This is a genomic window from Bacillus sp. 204(2023), from assembly GCF_037027505.1.
GTDB lineage: Bacteria > Bacillota > Bacilli > Bacillales > Bacillaceae > Bacillus > Bacillus subtilis.
In genome coordinates this window covers 154,631-174,065 of record NZ_JAXCHE010000009.1, presented here as the reverse complement: position 1 = coordinate 174,065, position 19,435 = coordinate 154,631, and the positions used below count along the sequence as shown (strand labels likewise).

The window sequence follows — 19,435 nt, the reverse complement described above, 5'->3', positions numbered from 1 at the left end:
GAAGAGTTTCTTGTGTGGAACATGAGAAAGACACCGTCCTTTTCAGTCTTTCTTTTATTTTATTACAGGGGAATTGATATTTTAAGGGAAAAATAAAGGCTGTCGAGATTTTCTCGACAGCCTGAGAGGACTTAATGTCCTCTTTTTACTTTTCAAATAAAAATAAAACAAATGAATGAATTGAGGTAAATACATGTACATATTTATATATATAGAAGATACATTGAGTGAAAAAGATCAGTGGTTCCAATTATTAGAAAGTAAAATCACAAGTTACTTGGGTATTCTAGAGATCTCTGACCAATTTCAGAATAGGTTGATTCATAACGTATTGTTGGATGGTACGGCATCTCTGCAGAAGATATTAGCAAGTTAACAACAGACTTAGCTGAGAAATGACAGGGTCTATTAAGTGAGGGAACGAAAATTCTTATGCGTGAAAATGAAACAAGTATTACATTTGTTGATTCTATGGGAGTATTAGCCGAAATAGAAAGTGAGACATTCCCCCCAAGAGGAAATAAAAGGACTAAATGGGTAGCTTACTACAGAAGGTCTTTCCTTGTTTATATGGAGAAAACAGTGTTTTAGCAAGGGAGATACAGATGATAGAAGTGGGCAGAGCTATCAGAAAACATATCTGTAAAAAAATAATTCTAAAATTCCCTCGAAATATTTTGAGAGCATCAAAAGCTAAAGAGCAAATTTTGAGATGAACCGAAGATGCATATAAACTAAAGGGAAATCCTAAAATTAATAGGGGCGATATGATGAAAAAGATTATTAAACGAAGTTTGCTGCGCGACAATCCCGAGAAGGCAATGCACTTATATTATGGAATATGTTTAGGAATCTGGCTGATTTATAATTTGGTGACATCCGGCTCCCCTGGATTGCCCCTTATGATTTTAGTCGGAGGAAATCTGATTTACGTTACAATCTTGAAAAAGAAAGAAGAACCGTGAAAAACACGCACCGCAGTGCGTGTTTTTTATTTAAAAACGTTGTGAAGACCCTCTTCCATTTCTTCTGATGACGGATACCACTTTGTCACCAGATCCCGAAACAGCCGTTCCGCAAAAAGAATCTCTTCCTCCGTATAGCGGTCAAAAAATGACAGAAAACGCTGTTCAGCCTTCTGATGATAATATTTGTGCAAACTGTGCAGCTTTTTTCCAGCAGGCGTCAATCGGAAGTAGACCTCCTTTTTATTATCGCTGAGCTGTGTTCTGTGAAGGAAGCCTGCGCCGAGCAATTTTGTGCTGATGCGTGATACAGTCGCTTTTGTCGTATTCATTTTTTCTGCTATCGACGTGACATTAATTGGTTCATTGTCCCCGACACAGGATAGAACATGAATTTCTGTCATCGTCAATTGAGATTTACTCCCGTGCTCTACATCCAGCTTCCTCAATTCGTCAGATAAAAAGACTTTAATAAGCCCCTCCCATTTCTCCTGCTGATGAATGAGCTCCGCATACAATTCAAAAAGATTGCGTTTCGTATGATCTGTGTTCATCGGGTTTTCCATCCTTTTTCATTCGATTGTTTCTTCTATCATACCGTTTTGTTACAGATGAAACAATCGAATTGAATTATACTCGGCTGGTGACGGAAAACCAGCGGCTGATTCCTTTTTGAATCACCTCGGTACAATCGGGCGCTGATGCATCCACCGCCCAGGCTACATGTCCATCAGGACGAATCAATATGGTATGCACATCCCGCAACTTTTCATTCGGTTCTGCAAGCGAGGCGGTTACCGTACGTAAGCCTTTCACTTCGATATGATCATCAGCTTCCTGCCTCAATGACAGCAAAACGAATGTCCCGTTTTGGAGAAAGCTGTACAGCCGTTCCGAATTGCCGTCGGAAAGAATCAGCTTCATGTCAGGGAGCCTTGCCCCGTTCAAACGATTCGGCGGCATGGTACGATCAGCTTCATATCTGACATCGAGTGCAGAAATTTGCCCTGCTACATATCGATTCACATCAGGGAAGGCCAGCAGCTCCGACATCATGCTTCGCAAATGGAGGCCTGCTTGAGTGAAATCGATCAGCTTTGTCTGTGCCTCCGTGTTTCTGAGGAGCCCTTCAGCTGCCGGGTGCCGCTCGTCATGGTAGCTGTCTAAAAGCCATGAAGGAGCAGAACCTTTGATGGCCGCCGCCAGTTTCCACCCGAGGTTCATTGCATCCTGAAGGCCGACATTCAGCCCTTGCCCGCCCGCCGGAAAATGAATATGCGCGGCATCACCCGCAAGAAAGATTCTGCCGTCCCGATACCGTTTCGCTTGGCGCGCGGCGTTCCCGAACCGCGACATCCACGAAGGGTCGCTTAAACCAAAGTCAGTTCCGCAAATTCGCAGAAGGTCAGCTTTCAGCTCTTCCTCAGTCACAGGCACATCTTTCGGCGTCTGCGTGCGATAAGGACTGATCACAACGACACGGTATCGGTCTGGAGATAACGGAACAATCATAACACCGCCCTCTTTTGTGCAAAGGGACAACACGCCTGACGGCGGCGGAGAAAGGAGCGCCACATCCCCAAGCGCAGCGGTGACAGTGCTGTCTGTTCCCGGAAACTCAATTTTCGCCTGTTTCCGGACGGTACTTCCGGCGCCATCTGCCCCAACGGCAAACTTGCTTGTGATCGTCCGTACACTGCCGTCCCGATCCTTAAAAATCGTTTGGACCGTTTCCCCGTTTTGCGTAACCGACAGCGCCTCTGCACCCCGAAACACCTCTGTTCCCAGCCTTCGTGCATGATCTTCAAGCAGCTTTTCTGTTTTGGACTGCGGGAGCAAAAGCGTGTAAGGACAGCTCGTATCCAAGCCTGAAAAATCCAGACGGGTATCCAGCATTGAAAAATGTCCGGAAGGTATCTTGCTTCCCTTGGATACGAACCGCTCTAAAATCCCTCTCATCTCAAGGAGCTCCAGCGTTCGGGGATGCAGCGTCAACGCTTTGGAATGCGGAACAGGTTTTTCAAGCCGTTCAATCACACATGTTCCCACTCCGGCCATCGCAAGCTCAGAAGCCAGCATAAATCCAACCGGCCCTCCTCCTATAATCACTGCTTCATATTTCATCATCATTCACCACTCCTTTTGTTTCATACAAAACGAACAAAATCTAATAAAAACAACTCATAATCAAAAAACAACCGTTTTTTTGTTACGCGCGTAACAATATTGATTATAGCTCCTTACAAATTTTTCTTCAACACATTTTTCCAAACGGCATACAAAAAGACGCCTCTTCCATTAGCGTCTTTTTATTCGGCATCAGAAATCACACCGACAATATTTTTTTCTCTTATCGGACCAAAATGCCGGCTGTCGAAGCTGTATATGCGATTATCTCCAACGACAAAATATTTTCCTTTCGGCACCTTGCTTGTTCCCGTCACATCTTTCAAAGAAAAATCACCCGTTACATGGCTGCCGGCAGAAACAGATTTCAAATGCTTCAAAAATGGCTCAGCAACCTGCTTTCCGTTCACATACAGCTGATCATCTTTATATTTGATCGTTTCACCGGGCAAGCCGATTACCCGTTTAATCAGCACTTTATGATCAGGGCCTTTAAAAAGGACGATGTCAAAACGATGGATGGTTTTAAATCGATGCGAAAATTTATTGACCAACAATTCGTTTCCTTCCTGGAAGGTCGGGTTCATACTGACGCCTTCTACCTTGTAATCAATAAAGACAGCATTTTTAACCTGAATGGCGAGAACAACGGACACTACACCGGCAAGAAACCAAAACCGTTTTTTCATGTTACTGTCTCCCTCCATCATGCTCACGCTGACTGGCTCTTACATGCAGATACCGCTCCACCTTTTTGCCGACATACCATAAGACAATGATCACCGATACGGCGATGACCGTTCGAATCGGCTGTGTAATCAGCGCGTGCAGATCATATCCGATGAAGCTGATCATAAAAATCATGACAAGCTTCCCCGAGGCTGCCGCCAAAATAAACGGCCGCGTTCCGATCCTTGACAAACCGGCAACAACATTCACCGCGGCTGACGGTGTAAATGGAAAACAAAGCAGAAGAAACATGGGACCGAAGCCGTGTCTTTCCACCCATAACATCAGCTTTCTGACAGACGGATGACTGCGGATAAATCCAAGCAATTTTCTCTGTCCGTATTGACGGACAATTAAAAATACGAGAATGGAACCAGCAGTTGATCCCGCCCAGGACAGGATAAATCCTTCCCACAAGCCAAACGAGTTCGTATTCGCCACCACAAACACGATCAGCGGCAAAAACGGGAGAAACGCTTCAATTAAAGGCAGCAGCACAGCAATGAGCGGACCGAAAGCCCTATAGCTTTGAAATAATTCAGTTAAGTGTTCTTGTGTCAAATAGGATAAAAAATGCTCCAACATTTATACTCCTTACCGGGTTTGTCTATCCTTATTCTACACATTATCAGCAGAAAACTAAAAAGTTTTGGTGATTTTTTCTGTCTTGAAACATTTCACCAGCCGATATAGAATACAAATAGAACAAACGTTCCCTTTAGAAGGAAGGAGTCAACATGCCAAATCTGCAGGAGGAAATATACGATTTAATTGAACGGGCTCTCTTTTTGCCCATGGCCATTACGATTTTTAACCGTGATCTCGCCGGAATTGAAGAAAGCACATTAAAATTGAAGCATCCTTATAAACAGCTTATCGGCGAATCATTAAAAATAGCACAAAAGGATTTGATGGAGGTCAGAAAAGAACTGAGGAAAAGAAAAATTGCAATCCGCGAGACGGAACGCGATGAGGCCTTTACGCTCTATACATTTGTCATCGACGGTTATGAAGAAAACCATCGCTATTTTAATCCGCGAATCCGTGAGCAGGTCAGCGAATTATTAACATACTATCTATTTGCCCCGGACAGACTCCGAGCCTTTTGAATCATACTGCCCGTTCCCTCTTCGGGCGATTCAGAGCATTAATTTCAGACAATTCACACTATACAAACAAAATAAATTTATTTATAATTCGAACCACAGCCTTTCACCCTAAAAAGTGACATGTGCTGCCATATCTGCGACATCATTTTCAGTACGCTTAGGCTTGTACACCCCAATCCTAAATAGAAGGAGGATTCTATGAAACTGATTCACGTTCTTGCCGCTTTGCCCTTTATCGGAATCTTACTCGGCATCCCTTTTGCAAATAAGGTGACCCCCTATGTGTTCGGCATGCCGTTTATTCTTGCCTATATTGTGATGTGGGCTCTTTTGACCTCTGCGCTGATGGCGATTGTATATGTCCTCGACAAGGAAAATAAAAAGGAGGAAACAGAATGAATGCAGCACTCATCATCATTTTCGGTGTCCTGCTCTTGAGTATTTTTCTCGGTATACGCGCCCAAAAAGGAAAAGACATGAACCTGGAGCAGTGGACGGTCGGAGGGCGCGGCTTCGGAACTGTTTTCGTCTTCCTTTTGATGGCAGGCGAAATTTATACTACTTTTACGTTTCTCGGCGGCAGCGGCTGGGCCTACGAAAAAGGCGGTCCAGCCTTTTATATCATCGCCTACGGATGTCTGGCCTACATCCTTTCTTACTGGCTTCTTCCGGCAGTTTGGACGTACGCGAAACAGCATAAACTGATGTCGCAGTCTGATTTTTTCACAAAAAAATACAACAGTCCGCTGCTCGGCATTCTCGTTTCACTGGTCGGCATCGCCGCACTCATTCCCTATCTTGTACTGCAGCTGAAAGGCCTCGGGCTGATTGTATCGGAAACCTCGTACGGCAAAATCACCCCGACCGCCGCCATCTGGATCGGCGCTGTTTCCATCACGGTTTATGTTATGGTTTCAGGCATTCACGGGTCTGCCTGGATATCGGTTGTGAAGGACATCATGATTCTGGTTGTCGTTCTGTTTTTAGGTGTGTATTTGCCAATTCATTACTACGGCGGATTTCAAGACATGTTTCAGCAGATTGAAACGGCAAAGCCTGGCTTTCTTACGCTCCCCGAATCGGGACAAAGTGTGGCCTGGTTCAGTTCAACCGTACTCTTGACAGCGCTCGGGTTTTACATGTGGCCTCACACGTTTTCCGCTTCTTATTCAGCCGAAAACCCAAAAGTGTTTCGTAAAAACGCCATCATCATGCCTTTGTACCAGCTGGTCCTGCTCTTTGTCCTTTTTGTCGGCTTCGCGGCTATCCTGCAAGTTCCAGATCTGAAAGGCGCAGACGGGGATCTATCGCTTTTGAGACTGTCTCTGCAAGCATTTGACCCTTGGTTTGTCGGAATTATCGGTGCTGCCGGACTGCTGACAGCACTTGTGCCAGGGTCTATGATCTTAATGTCCGCCTCCACGCTGTTTGCAAAAAATGTGTACAAGGTAATTGTGCCCCGCACGACAGAACAACAGGTATCGGCTTTTGCTAAGTTTTTAGTGCCGGTGATTGCGTTGATTTCGGTGTATTTTACCTTCAAAGGCGGGAATACCATCGTTACGCTGCTTTTGATGGGCTACAGCCTTGTCACACAGCTATTCCCCGCCCTTTTGTTCAGCCTGTTCAAGCATAATATGGTGACAAAGCAAGGAGCCTTCACCGGCATTATTGCAGGTGTCGGAGCAGTTACTTATATTACAATGACGGAAACGACGATCGGCACTTTATTTCCGGCTCTGCCGCAAGCCGCAAAAGACTTGAATGTAGGAATCGTCGCCCTGCTTTTGAATATCACGGTCATGATGGCAGTCAGCCTTATGACAAGGAAGGCGAAAAGCGCTGCGGCCGATCAGGCGGCTTAAGCAATAGAAAAAGCAACCTGGACACCAGATTGCTTTTTCTTATTTACCGTTCACAGGCGATAAGATCTTTATCGCGGTCTTTCTTTTTATTGGCATCGTAAAGCGCCTTAGAAACGTAAGGCTTGTACTTTGTTTTTCCGCCTTTGTTTTTCGCCTTCGAAGTGCGAGCCACTCCGCCTTTGTATACTTTGTTTAACTCCTTGCAGTTCTTATAGACCTTCACCTTTGTTTTGGCTTCCGCCACATGGTCAGCTCCGTATGAAAAACCGAAAACGAGACCGAGTGACAGCAAAACCGCGGCCGCTTTTTTCATGACGATTCACTCCCCCAACACCCAATATTTAGTTGATTTATAGCTCGAATTTATCATAATTCATATAGTCTTATTTGACAAGATAAATATGGAAGAAGTCTTTGTTTTTTCTTGTTTTCTTTTTCCTTCACTATTCAAACTGCCAAAACATGTTTTTCTGCTTATGCTCAGGGGTACACATACGAATGTACACCAAACAGAAAAGGGGCGTTGATGATGTCTGATTCAAATCTTACGAATCCTATAAAAGCATTTTTTCATGATGAATTTCCCGAACAATATCAAGAGCCGCCAGGCCTGCAAAAGAACATGAAGCCTGTCCCTGATTGCGGAGAAAAAAGCTACAAAGGATCCGGTAAACTAACGGGTCGAAAAGCGCTTGTCACGGGCGGCGATTCCGGTATCGGCCGCGCTGCCGCGATTGCTTACGCCAGAGAAGGTGCCGATGTGGCCATTAACTACTTGCCCGAGGAACAGCCAGATGCTGAAGAGGTAAAAGAGCTGATTGAAGCAGAAGGCCGAAAAGCAGTGCTGATCCCCGGAGACTTGAGCGACGAATCCTTTTGCCAAGATCTAGTCAAACAGTCGCATCACGAACTCGGCGGACTTGATGTGCTAGCGCTCGTTGCAGGCAAACAGCAAGCGGTCGAAAACATCGAAGATCTGCCTACTGAACAAATCTATAAAACCTTTGAAGTGAACGTCTTTTCCCTTTACTGGGTTGTAAAAGCGGCGCTTCCGTATTTGCCGGAGGGAGCTTCAATTATCACAACTACCTCAGTTGAAGGCTATAATCCAAGCCCGATGCTGTTAGATTACGCAGCAACGAAAAACGCCATTATCGGCTTTACCGTTGGACTGGGAAAACAGCTTGCTTCCAAAGGCATCAGAGTAAATTCAGTTGCGCCCGGACCAATTTGGACACCGCTGCAAATTTCCGGCGGACAGCCGACGGAAAACATCCCGAAATTCGGACAAGGCACGCCGCCAGCTCCATTACATCGCGCTGGGCAGCCAGTGGAATTGGCCGATGTTTATGTATTTCTAGCTTCAGAGAATTCAAGCTATGTGACATCTCAGGTATATGGCATCACCGGAGGAATTCCGACGGCATAGCTTTATGAAAGGAGCTGCCCTGTTCGGTCAGCTCCTTCCTATTATTCTAATACCGTTCCCCGAGCTCACGCAAAATAAAATCATAAATCATCTTCGTCCGCTCTTCTTTCGGGTACAGCATAAATTCCTGTCTTTTCGGAACGCGGTGGTCGATTCTGTCTTGGAATTTGGTTCTGAGCCACGCTGTTCGATATACCTGGTTCTCGAACGAATTATAAGAGATCGGCAGCTCCATCGTTTTCCCATTTGAAAACGTCACTTCCGTATCGTCGAATTCAGTCGCTTTGAATTCTTTTACATGCACATGGGAAATCCAGCCGCATTGGGGTCTTGTCGAAGAAAGTGTAGGGAATAAAAAGATTTGGTTCGAAGGGTCCACCATGATCGGCGGCTTGTGTGAAATTTTTGTCACTTCATAAGTTCCTGCTTTTCTTCCCGCATAGCTTGATCCAAAAAATCGGCAGCTTCTGTCGACAATTTGCAGCGGCTTCATGCTGACATAAAACACGCAATCTTTTTCAATAATTTTGGAACAGATTTTGCCGTCTATTTCTTCTGGCAGCACGGCAATTGTTGCGCCGTTCACTTCATACGATTCTAAAGGTGCGTCTGTTTTCTGACTCATATTATGGCCTCCATCCTTTTTCTGCAAAATTTATACTAATAATCTATCATCTGTTTTTGTAAAACGACAGGTTTTTTTAACATTTAAGATAAAATCATCTTTTAATGATATTTACTGGTACTAAATGACTAGTAATAAACCGATTTTACTTTCATAAGACTTGCCGGTTTACGGCATTTTGCAGGATATGTCGATAGATTGCCAAGTATTAGTTGTCTAAAAATTATAAAAATTTATTGATTTTTTCGACCGTTATCCATATACTATAAAAAAGGCATTGGGGGGATTCTTTATGAAAGAGAAAAAATCGTACACTGAGCTCATGAAGTCCCGCAACACGCAAAAAACAAAAGAATTCGATGTCACAATGACGGATATTTACATTCAAATGGTGCTCGATGAATCCTTGTATAACCGTCGGCTTGCCATGCTGACGGACCAAATTAACAAAGCCTTGGACGAAAAAGATAAAGATGCGTTTCTTACGCTCTCTAAAGAATATGCAGCGCTCAAGCAGAGCGAATAAGCCAATCCTTCAAGGATTGGCTTTTTATTATCCGTTCACAATTGTTCCGCCATTGACGTGAATCGTCTGCCCTGTGACGTATGTGGAATCGTCGCTGGCAAGGTATAGATAGCTTGGCGCCACTTCGACCGGCTGTCCCGGTCGTTCCATCGGCACGTCTGAACCAAACACTTCCACGTCTTTTGCGGCAAAGCTGGCCGGGATAAGCGGTGTCCAAATGGGACCCGGTGCCACTGCATTGACCCGTATGCCCTGCTGAACAAGCGACTGGGAAAGAGACCTTGTAAACGTAACGATCGCGCCTTTTGTCGCTGAATAATCAATCAGCGTTTTATTGCCTTTATAGGCGGTAATTGAAGCGGTATTAATAATAGAGCTCCCTTTTTTTAAATGAGGCAGCACTGCCTTTGTTAAGTAAAACATGGAAAAAATGTTTGTTTGGAAGGTTCTGATCAGCTGGTGGCTGGTGATTTTTTCAATGCTGGGCTGGACATGCTGCTCAGCTGCATTGTTAACCAATATATCAATGGATGGAAACACTTGGCTTGCCTGCGCGACCACATCATTGCAAAACGCTTCATCCCCGACATCTCCTGCAATCAGCAGGCATTTTACCCCTTCCTTTTCTACATACTGCTTTGTTTCCTCGGCGTCCTGATGTTCATTCAAATACACAATGACCACATTAGCCCCTTCTTTTGCGAATAACACCGAGACAGCGCGTCCAATCCCGCTGTCTCCTCCAGTAATAATAGCGGTTTTGCCCTCTAATTTTTTCGCTTTCTTCGGCTTATCAAAAACCGGACGCGGGTCCATCAGATATTCAAAACCAGGCTGCTGGTTCTGGTGCTGAGGCGGTAATGTTTTCTTTTTTTGATTCGCCAATGAAATCACTCCTTTTCAACCTTATTATGTTATGAACAATGCCTGCTTCCTATGTATGAAAAGATAGAATATGGAAAAATTAAGAATAAATCTGATTGGAGGTATAACGGCTTGGCTAATCAACATTTTGCAAAGGAAGCACCTGAAACATACTGGAAAACATCAACTGACCTGCCTTCTTTTCCTGCGCTTCAAGAGGACACTGAATGTGACGTCACCATTATCGGAGGCGGGATTACGGGAATCACAACGGCATATGAACTTACGAAGAGAGGCTTCCGTGTCGTTTTGATTGAAGCAAATCAGGTTCTTAACGGAACCACTGCGCATACAACTGCTAAAGTTACCGCACAGCATGACATGATATACGACGAATTTATCCGCAATTTCGGATTAAACCATGCGAGGCTTTATTATGAAGCAAACCAAAACGCAATTGATTACATAAAAGGCATTGTGGATGAACATCAAATTGATTGCGAATGGATCGAGCAAGACGCATATCTTTATACGGCAAATGAAAACGCTGTTCAAAAAATCCGCACCGAACATGAGGCATACACAAAGCTCGGAATTGAAAGAGACCTTATCAAGGATCTTCCAATTCCCTTAGGTTCTAAGCTGGCGCTTGTCATGAAGAATCAAGCTCAATTTCATCCGCTTCAATACTTAAAAGCGCTTCTGGAGCAAATTGTTCAAAAAGGCGGCCGAATTTATGAAGAGACCGTTGCGCTTGATATCAAAAAAGGCGAAAGGCCCGAAGTGGTAACAAAAAGCCGGCACGCCATTAAGAGCAGCTTTATCATATGCTGTTCCCACTTCCCTTTTTATGACGGAGGCGGATTATATGCTGCGAGAATGTACTCCGACAGATCTTATGTCCTTGCCATCAAGCCGAAGATCGAGTATCCCGAGGGCATGTATTTGAGTATCGATCAGCCGTCAGTGGCGCTCCGCTATACGGTTGTAAACGGTGAAAAGCTGATTCTCTTCAGCGGAGTAAGCCATAAAACAGGCCAGGGAAAAGCCATGTCTACACATTATGAAACACTGAGACAACTGGCCGAAAGCACCATCGGCATCGAAAGCATTCCATATTATTGGTCCACACAAGATCTAGTGACGATCGACAAAATCCCGTTTATCGGGCCGATGTCGGAAAATGAGGACAATATTCTAGTAGCGACCGGGTTCAAAAAATGGGGCATGACGTCCTCAGCAGTCGCAGCCACTCTATTGTCAGACCTTGTGGAAAAAAAAGACAATCCATACGAAAGTATTTTCACTCCGTCCCGTTTCCATCTGAATCCCGGGTTGCAGAAAGTGATTTCCTACAATGCCGATGTCGCCAAGCATTTGATTAAAGGAAAGCTTGAAAAGCCTGATGTCCAATTTGAAGACATTTCGCCAGGAGAAGGGAAAGCCGTCACCATAAACGGCAGGCGAGCGGGAGCATTTCGGGATAAGACAGGCTGCCTCCATCTCGTTGATACGACTTGTACCCATTTAGGCTGCGAGGTCGAGTGGAACGACAGTGAGCATACGTGGGATTGTCCGTGCCACGGGTCACGCTTTAAGCCATCTGGCGAAGTTGTAGAGGGTCCGGCCATTAAACCATTAAAACAAATAGATCTCGATTAAACCGTTCATTTTAATGAACGGTTTTTCAAATATTTTTCATCTGCAGCTTCATTCATGTTTCCCTTGGCCGATAAAAAAGAAAAAGGCTTAAAAAGCCAAAAAGTAAAAATTATATTTTTCCCAAGGGGGATCATTGTATTGTTATTTAAAAAAGACAGAAAACAAGAAACAGCTTACTTTTCAGATTCAAACAGACAGCAAAAAAACCGCATTCAGCTCACAAACAAACATGCAGATGTCAAAAAACAGCTCAAAATGGTCAGGTTGGGAGATGCTGAGCTTTACGTGTTAGAGCAGCTTCAGCCACTCATTCAAGAAAATATCGTAAATATCGTTGATGCGTTTTATAAAAACCTTGACCATGAAAGCTCATTGATGGATATCATTAATGATCACAGCTCAGTTGACCGCTTAAAACAAACGTTAAAACGGCATATTCAGGAAATGTTTGCAGGCGTTATCGATGATGAATTTATTGAAAAGCGTAACCGAATCGCCTCCATCCATTTAAGAATCGGCCTTTTGCCAAAATGGTATATGGGTGCGTTTCAAGAGCTTCTTTTGTCAATGATTGACATTTATGAAGCGTCCATTACAAATCAGCAAGAACTGCTGAAAGCCATTAAAGCAACAACAAAAATCTTGAACTTAGAACAGCAACTTGTCCTTGAAGCATTTCAAAGCGAATATAACCAGACCCGTGATGAACAAGAGGAAAAGAAAAACCTTCTTCATCAGAAAATTCAAGAAACCTCTGGATCGATTGCCAATCTGTTTTCAGAAACAAGCAGATCAGTTCAAGAGCTTGTGGACAAATCTGAAGGCATTTCTCAAGCATCCAAAGCCGGCACTGTAACATCCAGCACTGTTGAAGAAAAGTCGATCGGCGGAAAAAAAGAGCTAGAAGTCCAGCAAAAACAGATGAACAAAATTGACACAAGCCTTGTCCAAATCGAAAAAGAAATGGTCAAGCTGGATGAAATCGCGCAGCAAATTGAAAAAATCTTCGGCATCGTCACAGGCATAGCTGAACAAACAAACCTTCTCTCGCTCAATGCATCTATTGAATCCGCCCGCGCCGGAGAACACGGCAAAGGCTTTGCTGTCGTGGCAAATGAAGTACGGAAGCTTTCTGAGGACACGAAAAAAACCGTCTCTACTGTTTCTGAGCTTGTGAACAATACGAATACACAAATCAACATTGTATCCAAGCATATCAAAGACGTGAATGAGCTAGTCAGCGACAGTAAAGAAAAAATGACGCAAATTAACCGCTTATTCGATGAAATCGTCCACAGCATGAAAATCAGCAAAGAGCAATCAGGCAAAATCGACGTCGATCTGCAAGCCTTTCTTGGAGGGCTTCAGGAAGTCAGCCGCGCCGTTTCCCATGTGGCCGCTTCCGTTGATTCGCTTGTCATCCTGACAGAAGAATAACCATCAAAAACCGGTCTGCCATACGGCCGGTTTTTTTGCGTTCATTATGTAAACTTAAATTAAAAATCAGTTGACATAATAATTACCTGCATTTATTGTATAACCATATTTGATTACTGTTTGGAGGATTTCACATGCTGAAATTAATCGACATGATGCATATTGCGATTTTCACCGCACTGATGGCAGTGCTCGGCTTTATGCCCCCTCTCTTCTTATCCTTTACACCCGTTCCGATTACATTGCAAACGCTTGGTGTCATGTTGGCAGGCAGCATTCTCAGGCCAAAGTCTGCTTTCTTAAGCCAGCTTGTCTTTTTGCTGCTCGTCGCCTTCGGAGCGCCGCTGTTGCCCGGCGGACGAGGCGGTTTTGGTGTGTTTTTCGGACCGAGCGCAGGCTTTTTGATTGCTTATCCCCTCGCTTCATGGCTGATCAGTTTAGCCGCTAACAGGCTGCGGAAGGTGACAGTATTGCGTCTCTTTTTCACTCATATCGTATTCGGCATCATCTTTATTTATCTGCTTGGTATACCGGTACAAGCTTTTATCATGCATATTGATTTGTCACAGGCCGCCTTCATGAGCCTTGCATATGTGCCCGGTGATTTGATAAAAGCGGCTGTATCTGCATTTCTGGCGATAAAAATCACTCAAGCCTTGTCTCTTTCTGATACGATGTTTACAAAAGGAGGATGACACTACATGACAATTACTCATACCTATTCATCTACTGCCGAAACATCGCCCGGCCGTGTAGCGATCCAGACTGAATCGGAGCAAATCACGTACCATGATTGGGATCGGCTTGTCTCTCAAACCGCAAATTGGCTGCGGTCACAGCCGAGCATGCCGCATCGTGTGGCGATTCTGCTCCCAAATAGTCTGGCGTTTTTACAGCTGTTTGCCGGAGCCGCAGCGGCTGGATGCACGGCCATTCCCATCGACACACGCTGGAGCGCGGCTGAATGCAAGGAGCGGCTGTCCATAAGCAATGCGGATCTTGTGGTTACTTTAGCCTTTTTTAAAAACAAACTGACAGATAGCCAGACACCTGTTGTTTTGCTGGATAACTGTATGGCAGATATTTCTGAAGCAGCCGCTGATCCCTTGCCTACCATTGATCCGGAGCACCCTTTTTATATGGGATTTACGTCGGGCTCGACAGGAAAACCGAAGGCCTTTACGCGATCTCACCGCTCATGGATAGAGAGCTTTACCTGTACAGAAACAGATTTTTCGATTTCATCAAATGACACGGTATTGATTCCCGGGACGTTAATGTCCTCTCACTTCTTATACGGGGCAGTCAGCACTTTGTTTCTCGGAGGAACCGTTTGTTTGCTGAAAAAGTTTTCTCCTGCCAAAGCGAAGGAATGGCTGTGCCGTAGATCCATCAGTGTTCTCTATACCGTACCGACGATGACAGACGCCCTCGCAAGGATTGAGGGTTTTCCCGACAGTCCCGTCAAAATCATTTCATCCGGCGCAGACTGGCCGGCAGAATCCAAGGAGAAGCTTGCCGCTGCATGGCCTCATCTCAAGCTGTACGATTTTTACGGCACATCAGAACTTAGTTTTGTGACGTTTTCTTCACCGGAAGACAGCAAACGGAAGCCGCATTCAGCGGGCCGCCCTTTTCATAATGTCCGGATCGAAATCCGCAACGCTGGAGGAGAACGCTGCCAGCCAGGAGAAATCGGAAAAATATTTGTGAACAGCCCGATGCGGTTTTCCGGCTATGTGAACGGCAGCACACCAGATGAATGGATGACAGTGGATGATATGGGCTATGTTGATGAGGATGGCTTTCTATACATATCAGGAAGAGAAAACGGGATGATCGTGTACGGAGGATTAAATATTTTCCCAGAAGAAATTGAACGTGTGCTTCTCGCCTGCCCAGAGGTTGAAAGCGCGGCTGTCGTTGGCATTCCCGACGAGTATTGGGGAGAAATCGCTGTAGCTGTCATTCTTGGAAACGCTAATGCCAGAACACTGAAAGCCTGGTGTAAACAGAAATTAGCCTCCTATAAAACCCCGAAAAAATGGGTGTTTGCAGACAGCTTGCCGGAAACGAGCAGCGGAAAAATTGCCCGTTCCAGCGTGAAGAAATGGCTGGAAGAGGGTATACAGTATAAATGAATGCGGTTATTGTTGATGCAAAACGAACGATCTTTGGAAATCAAAACGGACTGCTGAAGCCCTTCCTGCCGGAGGATTTGGCGGCTCCCATCATCCGCTGTCTCAGCCGAAAGCTAGAGGATCAAGTTGACGAGGTCATTCTCGGAAACGCTACCGGCAGAGGCGGCAACCTCGCCAGACTGTCAGCCCTTCAAGCCGGACTGCCTTTATCGGTTCCCGGAATGACAATTGACAGACAGTGCGGCTCAGGCCTTGAAGCTGTGCGCTATGCCTGCAGCCTTATTCAAGCGGGAGCCGGCACGATGTATATCGCGGGCGGCTCAGAAAGCAGCAGCCAATCCCCTTTTTCAGAACGGGCCCGCTTTTCTCCAGATGCGATCGGCGATCCAGACATGGGCATTGCGGCAGAATATACGGCTGCACGCTATTCCATCAGCAGAAGCATGCAGGATGAGTACGCGCTTCTCAGCCATCAACGCAGCAGGAACGCGCATGATGAAGGATTTTACCGTGAAGAAATTGTTGCTCTCGGGGAATTGGAGACGGACGAAGCATTTTTGAAAACGCGGCCGATAGAAGCGATTATTCCCCGTGCAAAGCCGGTTTTCGACACCAGCTCCGGAACAGTCACAGCAGCCAACAGCAGCGGCATAGCAGACGGAGCAGCCGCTCTTTTGGTAATGGAAGAAGAAAAAGCGGCAGCCCTGGGACTTAAGCCTGTGCTTCGGTTTATCGGCAGCGCTGTCAGCGGCATTCACCCCAACTTTCCGCCCGCGGCACCGGTTGTCGCGATTCGTCAGCTCTTACATACACACGATGTAACACCTGATGATATCGATTTATTTGAAATCAATGAAGCCTTTGCCGTCAAAATTTGTGTCTGCTCGCAAGAACTCGGCATTCCCTTTTCAAAAATCAATGTGCGCGGCGGCGCCTTAGCTCTTGGCCATCCGTACGGTGCATCAGGTGCAGCTCTGGTAACCAGATTGTTTTATGAAGCGAAAAGACGGCCAGACTGTCAATATGCTGTTGCAGCCATCGGAAGCGGCGGCGGAATCGGACTGGCTTTATTATTTGAAGTACTTGCATAGGCTTTTTCATAGGACACACGCTTTCGATTTAGTATAATAGCGATATGAATAAAGTCAGGAAGGGGATTTTATGACAGCCGTTTGTTTAGTAAGACATGGAGAAACCGATTGGAACCTGCAGCAAAAATGCCAAGGCAAAACCGATATCCCGCTAAACGCAACAGGTGAACGCCAAGCAAGAGAAACCGGAGAATATGTAAAGGACTTTTCTTGGGATATTATTGTGACAAGCCCGCTGAAAAGAGCGAAAAGAACCGCGGAAATTATTAATGAATATCTGCATCTTCCGATAGTCGAGATGGATGATTTTAAGGAACGCGATTACGGCGACGCGGAGGGCATGCCGCTGGAGGAACGGACAAAGCGCTATCCAGATAACATCTATCCGAATATGGAAACCTTAGAAGAACTCACTGACAGGCTGATGGGCGGTTTGGCAAAAGTGAACCAGGCGTATCCAAACAAGAAGGTGCTGATCGTGGCGCACGGTGCGGCAATTCACGCCCTGCTGACAGAAATATCCGGCGGTGACCCGGAGCTTCAAAGCACCCGTCTCGTCAACGCCTGCCTCAGCAACATTGAATTTGCAGAAGAAAAATGGCGGATAAAAGACTATAATATCAACAGCCACTTATCCGGTTTTATCAAATAAGAAAAAGACAGGCGTCTGCCTGTCTTTTCTTTTATTTCTTAGCAGCCGGCATCTCTTTTTGAAGCTCGTCCAAAATGGCATTCGCCCCGTCTACACTGCGGCGCAGAGACCACACCGCACGGTCCACGTGGTATACATGCCCGTTTTTCACTGCCTTCAGTTTTTTCCAAAGGACATTCTTTTCGATCGGGCGTTTACCGTCGGCGTCGAGGTCATCTGTTTTTCCTGTCATCAGGATGATCACATCCGGATCTGTTTTCAGCAACTGCTCCAGTGTCATTTTCATATTCACAGAGTCGCCGCCATTGCTTGAATCGCTATTGCCTGACGTACTGATTGCATATCGATAGCCGACCTGTGTTAAAAGTCTCGATGTAAAGAAGTTTTCATCCCTGGCCATAATCGTATCATTTGTATTTCCGATCAAAAGCACGGACTGGCTGTTCGCGCTGATTTTCTGCTTTGTCTCGCTAAGCTTTTCTTCATGCGCCGTCAGCTTTTTCTCCATTTCCTTCTCCTTGCCGACTGCTTTTGCAATCGTAAGCGAAGCGTCAATTGTATCCTGATAATCAGCATTTAAGTTATTAAGCGCAATCGTCGGCGCTATTTTTTTCAGCTGATCGTACACCTTCTTATGCCGGGTCGTGTCAGCAATAATTAAATCGGGTTTTAATGAAGCGATTTTTTCCATGCTTGGCTGTGAGCGAGTGCCGACAGATGTGTAGCCGTCAATTTTCTTCAGCACATCCTTGTTGATCAGCTGCTTCTCTTTGTTGTCATTGGCAACCCCGACAGGCGTAATGCCGAGATCAAGCAGTGTATCAATAAAACCTAGCTCAAGAACAACAACCCGCTTCGGATGCTCAGGCACATTTGTCTTCCCTAAATCATGTGTTACCGCCACTTTATGTTCTTTGCTGTTTTGATTGCCGCTTGAAGACGAGCAAGCGGCCGTTAAGACAGAAAGAAGTAAAACTGTAAGAATAATCAGTGTTTTTTTCATATGTTCCAGTCTCTCCTGTTGGTAGTTTCTATGGTTAAGATGTCCAAGAGTAGTATAACACGGAATGAGAATCATTATCACCAATTATTTTTAAAATGAGAAGAGAAAGTTCGGCTTACAGGAAAATCTTGTTTCGCGACACAGCAGTTCAGCAGCTGATCATCCTGTCCACAAAAAAGCTTGCAGAAAAATAACATTCTCTGCAAGCTGATCCTGTTAAAGCTTCACAATCACTCTTCCTTGAATGCGATTTTGCAAAATATCTTTTAACGCACCCGGCGTTTCTTCCAATGATACTTCCCTGTCCACGATGGTCAGCAGCTGATCAGGCTTGAGATCAGAAGACATGCGCTCCCAAACAGCGGATCTAACGTCCATCGGACAGTATACTGAATCGATTCCGAGCAGGCTTACTCCGCGAAGAATAAAAGGATACACCGTTGCCGGAACTTCTCCTCCGCCGGTTAAGCCGCTCACTGCGACAGATCCGCCGTATTGAATTTTGCTTAAAAGCGAGGCAAGCTGTTTTCCGCCGACTGGATCAACCGCTCCCTGCCATTGCTGCTTGGACAGCGCCTTAAGCGTTCCGTCATAGACATCTTCCCTGCTGATTACTTCGCTTGCACCGAGCTGTTTCAAATAATCAGCCGCCTCCCGGTTTCCGGTGCTTGCCACCACATCATAGCCCCGCTTGTTCAGCATCGATACCGCAATTCCGCCGACACCGCCAGTTGCTCCTGTGACTAGCACGCTGCCTTTTTCCGGAGACAGACCGTTCTGTTCAAGCCGATGCACTGATAACGCCGCAGTAAATCCCGCCGTTCCGTACACCATCGCTTCTTTTAACGAAAGATTCTGTGGCAAAGGCACCAGCCAGTCACCAGGCACCGAAGCGTATTCACTTAATCCGCCATCACGGGAGACACCGAGCTCATAGCTTGTCGCGATCACCTCATCCCCCTCCGCAAAACGCGGATCTTTGGAAGAGACGACCGTACCCGCAGCATCAATGCCTAAAATAAGCGGATACTCTCTGACGATATTGCCTCCTGCTTTTCCGGCCAGACCATCTTTGTAATTAATGCCGGAATAAGCAACTTTAATCAGGACACCATCCTTCGGCAAATCCTCTGTTGATATGGTTTTCACATGGACTGAAACATCCTCGGCATTTTTTTCTGCCTGCAATGCTTGAAATAACGTTGACATT

At 45.5% G+C, this 19,435-nt stretch carries 21 protein-coding genes and 1 pseudogene; 13 read left to right on the top strand and 9 right to left on the bottom strand.

Annotation, left to right across the window (positions count from 1 at the left end; genetic code table 11):
- Window positions 1-767: 767 nt before the first annotated feature.
- Window positions 768-965 (top strand): hypothetical protein, encoded by a 198-nt coding sequence (locus tag WA279_RS17645; RefSeq protein ID WP_336156169.1) that lies wholly within the window; start codon window positions 768-770, stop codon window positions 963-965.
- Window positions 966-991: 26 nt separating this feature from the next.
- Here WA279_RS17645 and WA279_RS17640 read toward each other — a convergent pair whose 3' ends face one another.
- From WA279_RS17640 to WA279_RS17625, 4 genes are all read right to left on the bottom strand, one after another.
- Window positions 992-1,519, bottom strand: coding sequence for a MarR family transcriptional regulator (locus tag WA279_RS17640; RefSeq protein WP_134982226.1), 528 nt, complete (start codon window positions 1,517-1,519; stop codon window positions 992-994).
- A gap of 76 nt (window positions 1,520-1,595) precedes the next feature.
- Window positions 1,596-3,095: a monooxygenase gene (locus WA279_RS17635; protein ID WP_336156166.1), complete on the bottom strand. Its 1,500-nt coding sequence runs from the start codon at window positions 3,093-3,095 to the stop codon at window positions 1,596-1,598.
- A gap of 179 nt (window positions 3,096-3,274) precedes the next feature.
- The gene (lepB, locus tag WA279_RS17630) at window positions 3,275-3,781 is read right to left on the bottom strand and encodes a signal peptidase I (protein ID WP_003233128.1); all 507 of its coding nucleotides are present in this window, start codon (window positions 3,779-3,781) and stop codon (window positions 3,275-3,277) included.
- A 1-nt stretch (window position 3,782) separates the two neighbouring features.
- Window positions 3,783-4,406, bottom strand: a complete 624-nt coding sequence (locus tag WA279_RS17625; protein ID WP_336156165.1) for a TVP38/TMEM64 family protein — start codon at window positions 4,404-4,406, stop codon at window positions 3,783-3,785.
- A 152-nt stretch (window positions 4,407-4,558) separates the two neighbouring features.
- Between WA279_RS17625 and WA279_RS17620 the strand changes: the two genes are divergently transcribed.
- From WA279_RS17620 to WA279_RS17610, 3 genes are all read left to right on the top strand, one after another.
- Entirely contained in the window at window positions 4,559-4,930 is a 372-nt protein-coding gene (locus WA279_RS17620) for a hypothetical protein (RefSeq protein WP_064671203.1), read from the top strand.
- 198 nt (window positions 4,931-5,128) lie between these two features.
- The gene (locus tag WA279_RS17615; RefSeq protein WP_015252421.1) at window positions 5,129-5,329 is read left to right on the top strand and encodes a DUF3311 domain-containing protein; all 201 of its coding nucleotides are present in this window, start codon (window positions 5,129-5,131) and stop codon (window positions 5,327-5,329) included.
- A complete protein-coding gene (locus WA279_RS17610) occupies window positions 5,326-6,795 on the top strand; it encodes a sodium:solute symporter family protein (protein WP_336156163.1) in 1,470 nt (489 codons plus the stop codon). The genes WA279_RS17615 and WA279_RS17610 overlap by 4 nt, the downstream gene beginning before the upstream one ends.
- A 43-nt stretch (window positions 6,796-6,838) precedes the next feature.
- Here the strand turns inward: WA279_RS17610 and WA279_RS17605 are convergent, their stop codons facing one another.
- Window positions 6,839-7,108 (bottom strand): excalibur calcium-binding domain-containing protein, encoded by a 270-nt coding sequence (locus WA279_RS17605; protein ID WP_038829151.1) that lies wholly within the window; start codon window positions 7,106-7,108, stop codon window positions 6,839-6,841.
- Window positions 7,109-7,324: 216 nt separating this feature from the next.
- Here WA279_RS17605 and WA279_RS17600 point away from each other — a divergent pair, with 216 nt between their 5' ends.
- Entirely contained in the window at window positions 7,325-8,224 is a 900-nt protein-coding gene (locus WA279_RS17600) for an SDR family oxidoreductase (protein ID WP_063334995.1), read from the top strand.
- Window positions 8,225-8,270: 46 nt separating this feature from the next.
- Here the strand turns inward: WA279_RS17600 and comK are convergent, their stop codons facing one another.
- Window positions 8,271-8,849: a competence transcription factor ComK gene (gene comK, locus WA279_RS17595; protein ID WP_014663442.1), complete on the bottom strand. Its 579-nt coding sequence runs from the start codon at window positions 8,847-8,849 to the stop codon at window positions 8,271-8,273.
- A 292-nt stretch (window positions 8,850-9,141) separates the two neighbouring features.
- Between comK and WA279_RS17590 the strand changes: the two genes are divergently transcribed.
- Complete coding sequence (locus WA279_RS17590; protein WP_003233142.1) at window positions 9,142-9,375, top strand: IDEAL domain-containing protein; 234 nt, start codon at window positions 9,142-9,144, stop codon at window positions 9,373-9,375.
- 27 nt (window positions 9,376-9,402) lie between these two features.
- On the opposite strand, the gene WA279_RS17585 is transcribed toward WA279_RS17590, so the two are convergent.
- Window positions 9,403-10,260 (bottom strand): SDR family oxidoreductase, encoded by an 858-nt coding sequence (locus WA279_RS17585; RefSeq protein WP_015483049.1) that lies wholly within the window; start codon window positions 10,258-10,260, stop codon window positions 9,403-9,405.
- Window positions 10,261-10,371: 111 nt separating this feature from the next.
- Between WA279_RS17585 and WA279_RS17580 the strand changes: the two genes are divergently transcribed.
- From WA279_RS17580 to phoE, 7 genes and pseudogenes are all read left to right on the top strand, one after another.
- Window positions 10,372-11,901, top strand: a complete 1,530-nt coding sequence (locus WA279_RS17580; RefSeq protein ID WP_336156158.1) for an FAD-dependent oxidoreductase — start codon at window positions 10,372-10,374, stop codon at window positions 11,899-11,901.
- Between the two features lie 54 nt (window positions 11,902-11,955).
- A pseudogene (locus WA279_RS20920) lies at window positions 11,956-12,582 on the top strand (protoglobin domain-containing protein); the annotation flags it as partial.
- Between the two features lie 240 nt (window positions 12,583-12,822).
- A complete protein-coding gene (locus WA279_RS20915) occupies window positions 12,823-13,338 on the top strand; it encodes a methyl-accepting chemotaxis protein (protein ID WP_396121704.1) in 516 nt (171 codons plus the stop codon).
- A 134-nt stretch (window positions 13,339-13,472) separates the two neighbouring features.
- Complete coding sequence (locus WA279_RS17570; protein ID WP_003233151.1) at window positions 13,473-14,033, top strand: biotin transporter BioY; 561 nt, start codon at window positions 13,473-13,475, stop codon at window positions 14,031-14,033.
- A 6-nt stretch (window positions 14,034-14,039) separates the two neighbouring features.
- A complete protein-coding gene (locus WA279_RS17565) occupies window positions 14,040-15,479 on the top strand; it encodes an acyl-CoA synthetase (RefSeq protein WP_336156156.1) in 1,440 nt (479 codons plus the stop codon).
- Entirely contained in the window at window positions 15,476-16,570 is a 1,095-nt protein-coding gene (locus WA279_RS17560; protein WP_336156155.1) for an acetyl-CoA C-acyltransferase, read from the top strand. The genes WA279_RS17565 and WA279_RS17560 overlap by 4 nt, the downstream gene beginning before the upstream one ends.
- 70 nt (window positions 16,571-16,640) lie before the next feature.
- Complete coding sequence (gene phoE / locus WA279_RS17555; RefSeq protein ID WP_003233157.1) at window positions 16,641-17,222, top strand: phosphatase PhoE; 582 nt, start codon at window positions 16,641-16,643, stop codon at window positions 17,220-17,222.
- Between the two features lie 31 nt (window positions 17,223-17,253).
- Here phoE and WA279_RS17550 read toward each other — a convergent pair whose 3' ends face one another.
- Both WA279_RS17550 and WA279_RS17545 read right to left on the bottom strand, forming a co-directional pair.
- Window positions 17,254-18,225 (bottom strand): ABC transporter substrate-binding protein, encoded by a 972-nt coding sequence (locus WA279_RS17550; protein ID WP_336156154.1) that lies wholly within the window; start codon window positions 18,223-18,225, stop codon window positions 17,254-17,256.
- A 216-nt stretch (window positions 18,226-18,441) separates the two neighbouring features.
- Window positions 18,442-19,434, bottom strand: coding sequence for an NADPH:quinone oxidoreductase family protein (locus WA279_RS17545; protein ID WP_336156152.1), 993 nt, complete (start codon window positions 19,432-19,434; stop codon window positions 18,442-18,444).
- Window position 19,435 lies beyond the last annotated feature (1 nt).

What these genes read in the sequence shown, in the direction of transcription:
- WA279_RS17620 (WP_064671203.1), top strand. Translation starts at nt 4,559, where the DNA reads ATGCCAAATCTGCAGGAGGAAATATACGATTTAATTGAACGGGCTCTC.
- phoE (WP_003233157.1), top strand. Translation starts at nt 16,641, where the DNA reads ATGACAGCCGTTTGTTTAGTAAGACATGGAGAAACCGATTGGAACCTG.
- WA279_RS17635 (WP_336156166.1), bottom strand. Translation starts at nt 3,095, where the DNA reads ATGATGATGAAATATGAAGCAGTGATTATAGGAGGAGGGCCGGTTGGA.
- WA279_RS17545 (WP_336156152.1), bottom strand. Translation starts at nt 19,434, where the DNA reads ATGTCAACGTTATTTCAAGCATTGCAGGCAGAAAAAAATGCCGAGGAT.
- WA279_RS17625 (WP_336156165.1), bottom strand. Translation starts at nt 4,406, where the DNA reads ATGTTGGAGCATTTTTTATCCTATTTGACACAAGAACACTTAACTGAA.
- WA279_RS17600 (WP_063334995.1), top strand. Translation starts at nt 7,325, where the DNA reads ATGTCTGATTCAAATCTTACGAATCCTATAAAAGCATTTTTTCATGAT.
- WA279_RS17550 (WP_336156154.1), bottom strand. Translation starts at nt 18,225, where the DNA reads ATGAAAAAAACACTGATTATTCTTACAGTTTTACTTCTTTCTGTCTTA.
- lepB (WP_003233128.1), bottom strand. Translation starts at nt 3,781, where the DNA reads ATGAAAAAACGGTTTTGGTTTCTTGCCGGTGTAGTGTCCGTTGTTCTC.
- WA279_RS17610 (WP_336156163.1), top strand. Translation starts at nt 5,326, where the DNA reads ATGAATGCAGCACTCATCATCATTTTCGGTGTCCTGCTCTTGAGTATT.
- WA279_RS17615 (WP_015252421.1), top strand. Translation starts at nt 5,129, where the DNA reads ATGAAACTGATTCACGTTCTTGCCGCTTTGCCCTTTATCGGAATCTTA.
- comK (WP_014663442.1), bottom strand. Translation starts at nt 8,849, where the DNA reads ATGAGTCAGAAAACAGACGCACCTTTAGAATCGTATGAAGTGAACGGC.
- WA279_RS17640 (WP_134982226.1), bottom strand. Translation starts at nt 1,519, where the DNA reads ATGAACACAGATCATACGAAACGCAATCTTTTTGAATTGTATGCGGAG.
- WA279_RS17565 (WP_336156156.1), top strand. Translation starts at nt 14,040, where the DNA reads ATGACAATTACTCATACCTATTCATCTACTGCCGAAACATCGCCCGGC.
- WA279_RS17560 (WP_336156155.1), top strand. Translation starts at nt 15,476, where the DNA reads ATGAATGCGGTTATTGTTGATGCAAAACGAACGATCTTTGGAAATCAA.
- WA279_RS17590 (WP_003233142.1), top strand. Translation starts at nt 9,142, where the DNA reads ATGAAAGAGAAAAAATCGTACACTGAGCTCATGAAGTCCCGCAACACG.
- WA279_RS17645 (WP_336156169.1), top strand. Translation starts at nt 768, where the DNA reads ATGATGAAAAAGATTATTAAACGAAGTTTGCTGCGCGACAATCCCGAG.
- WA279_RS17605 (WP_038829151.1), bottom strand. Translation starts at nt 7,108, where the DNA reads ATGAAAAAAGCGGCCGCGGTTTTGCTGTCACTCGGTCTCGTTTTCGGT.
- WA279_RS20915 (WP_396121704.1), top strand. Translation starts at nt 12,823, where the DNA reads ATGAACAAAATTGACACAAGCCTTGTCCAAATCGAAAAAGAAATGGTC.
- WA279_RS17570 (WP_003233151.1), top strand. Translation starts at nt 13,473, where the DNA reads ATGCTGAAATTAATCGACATGATGCATATTGCGATTTTCACCGCACTG.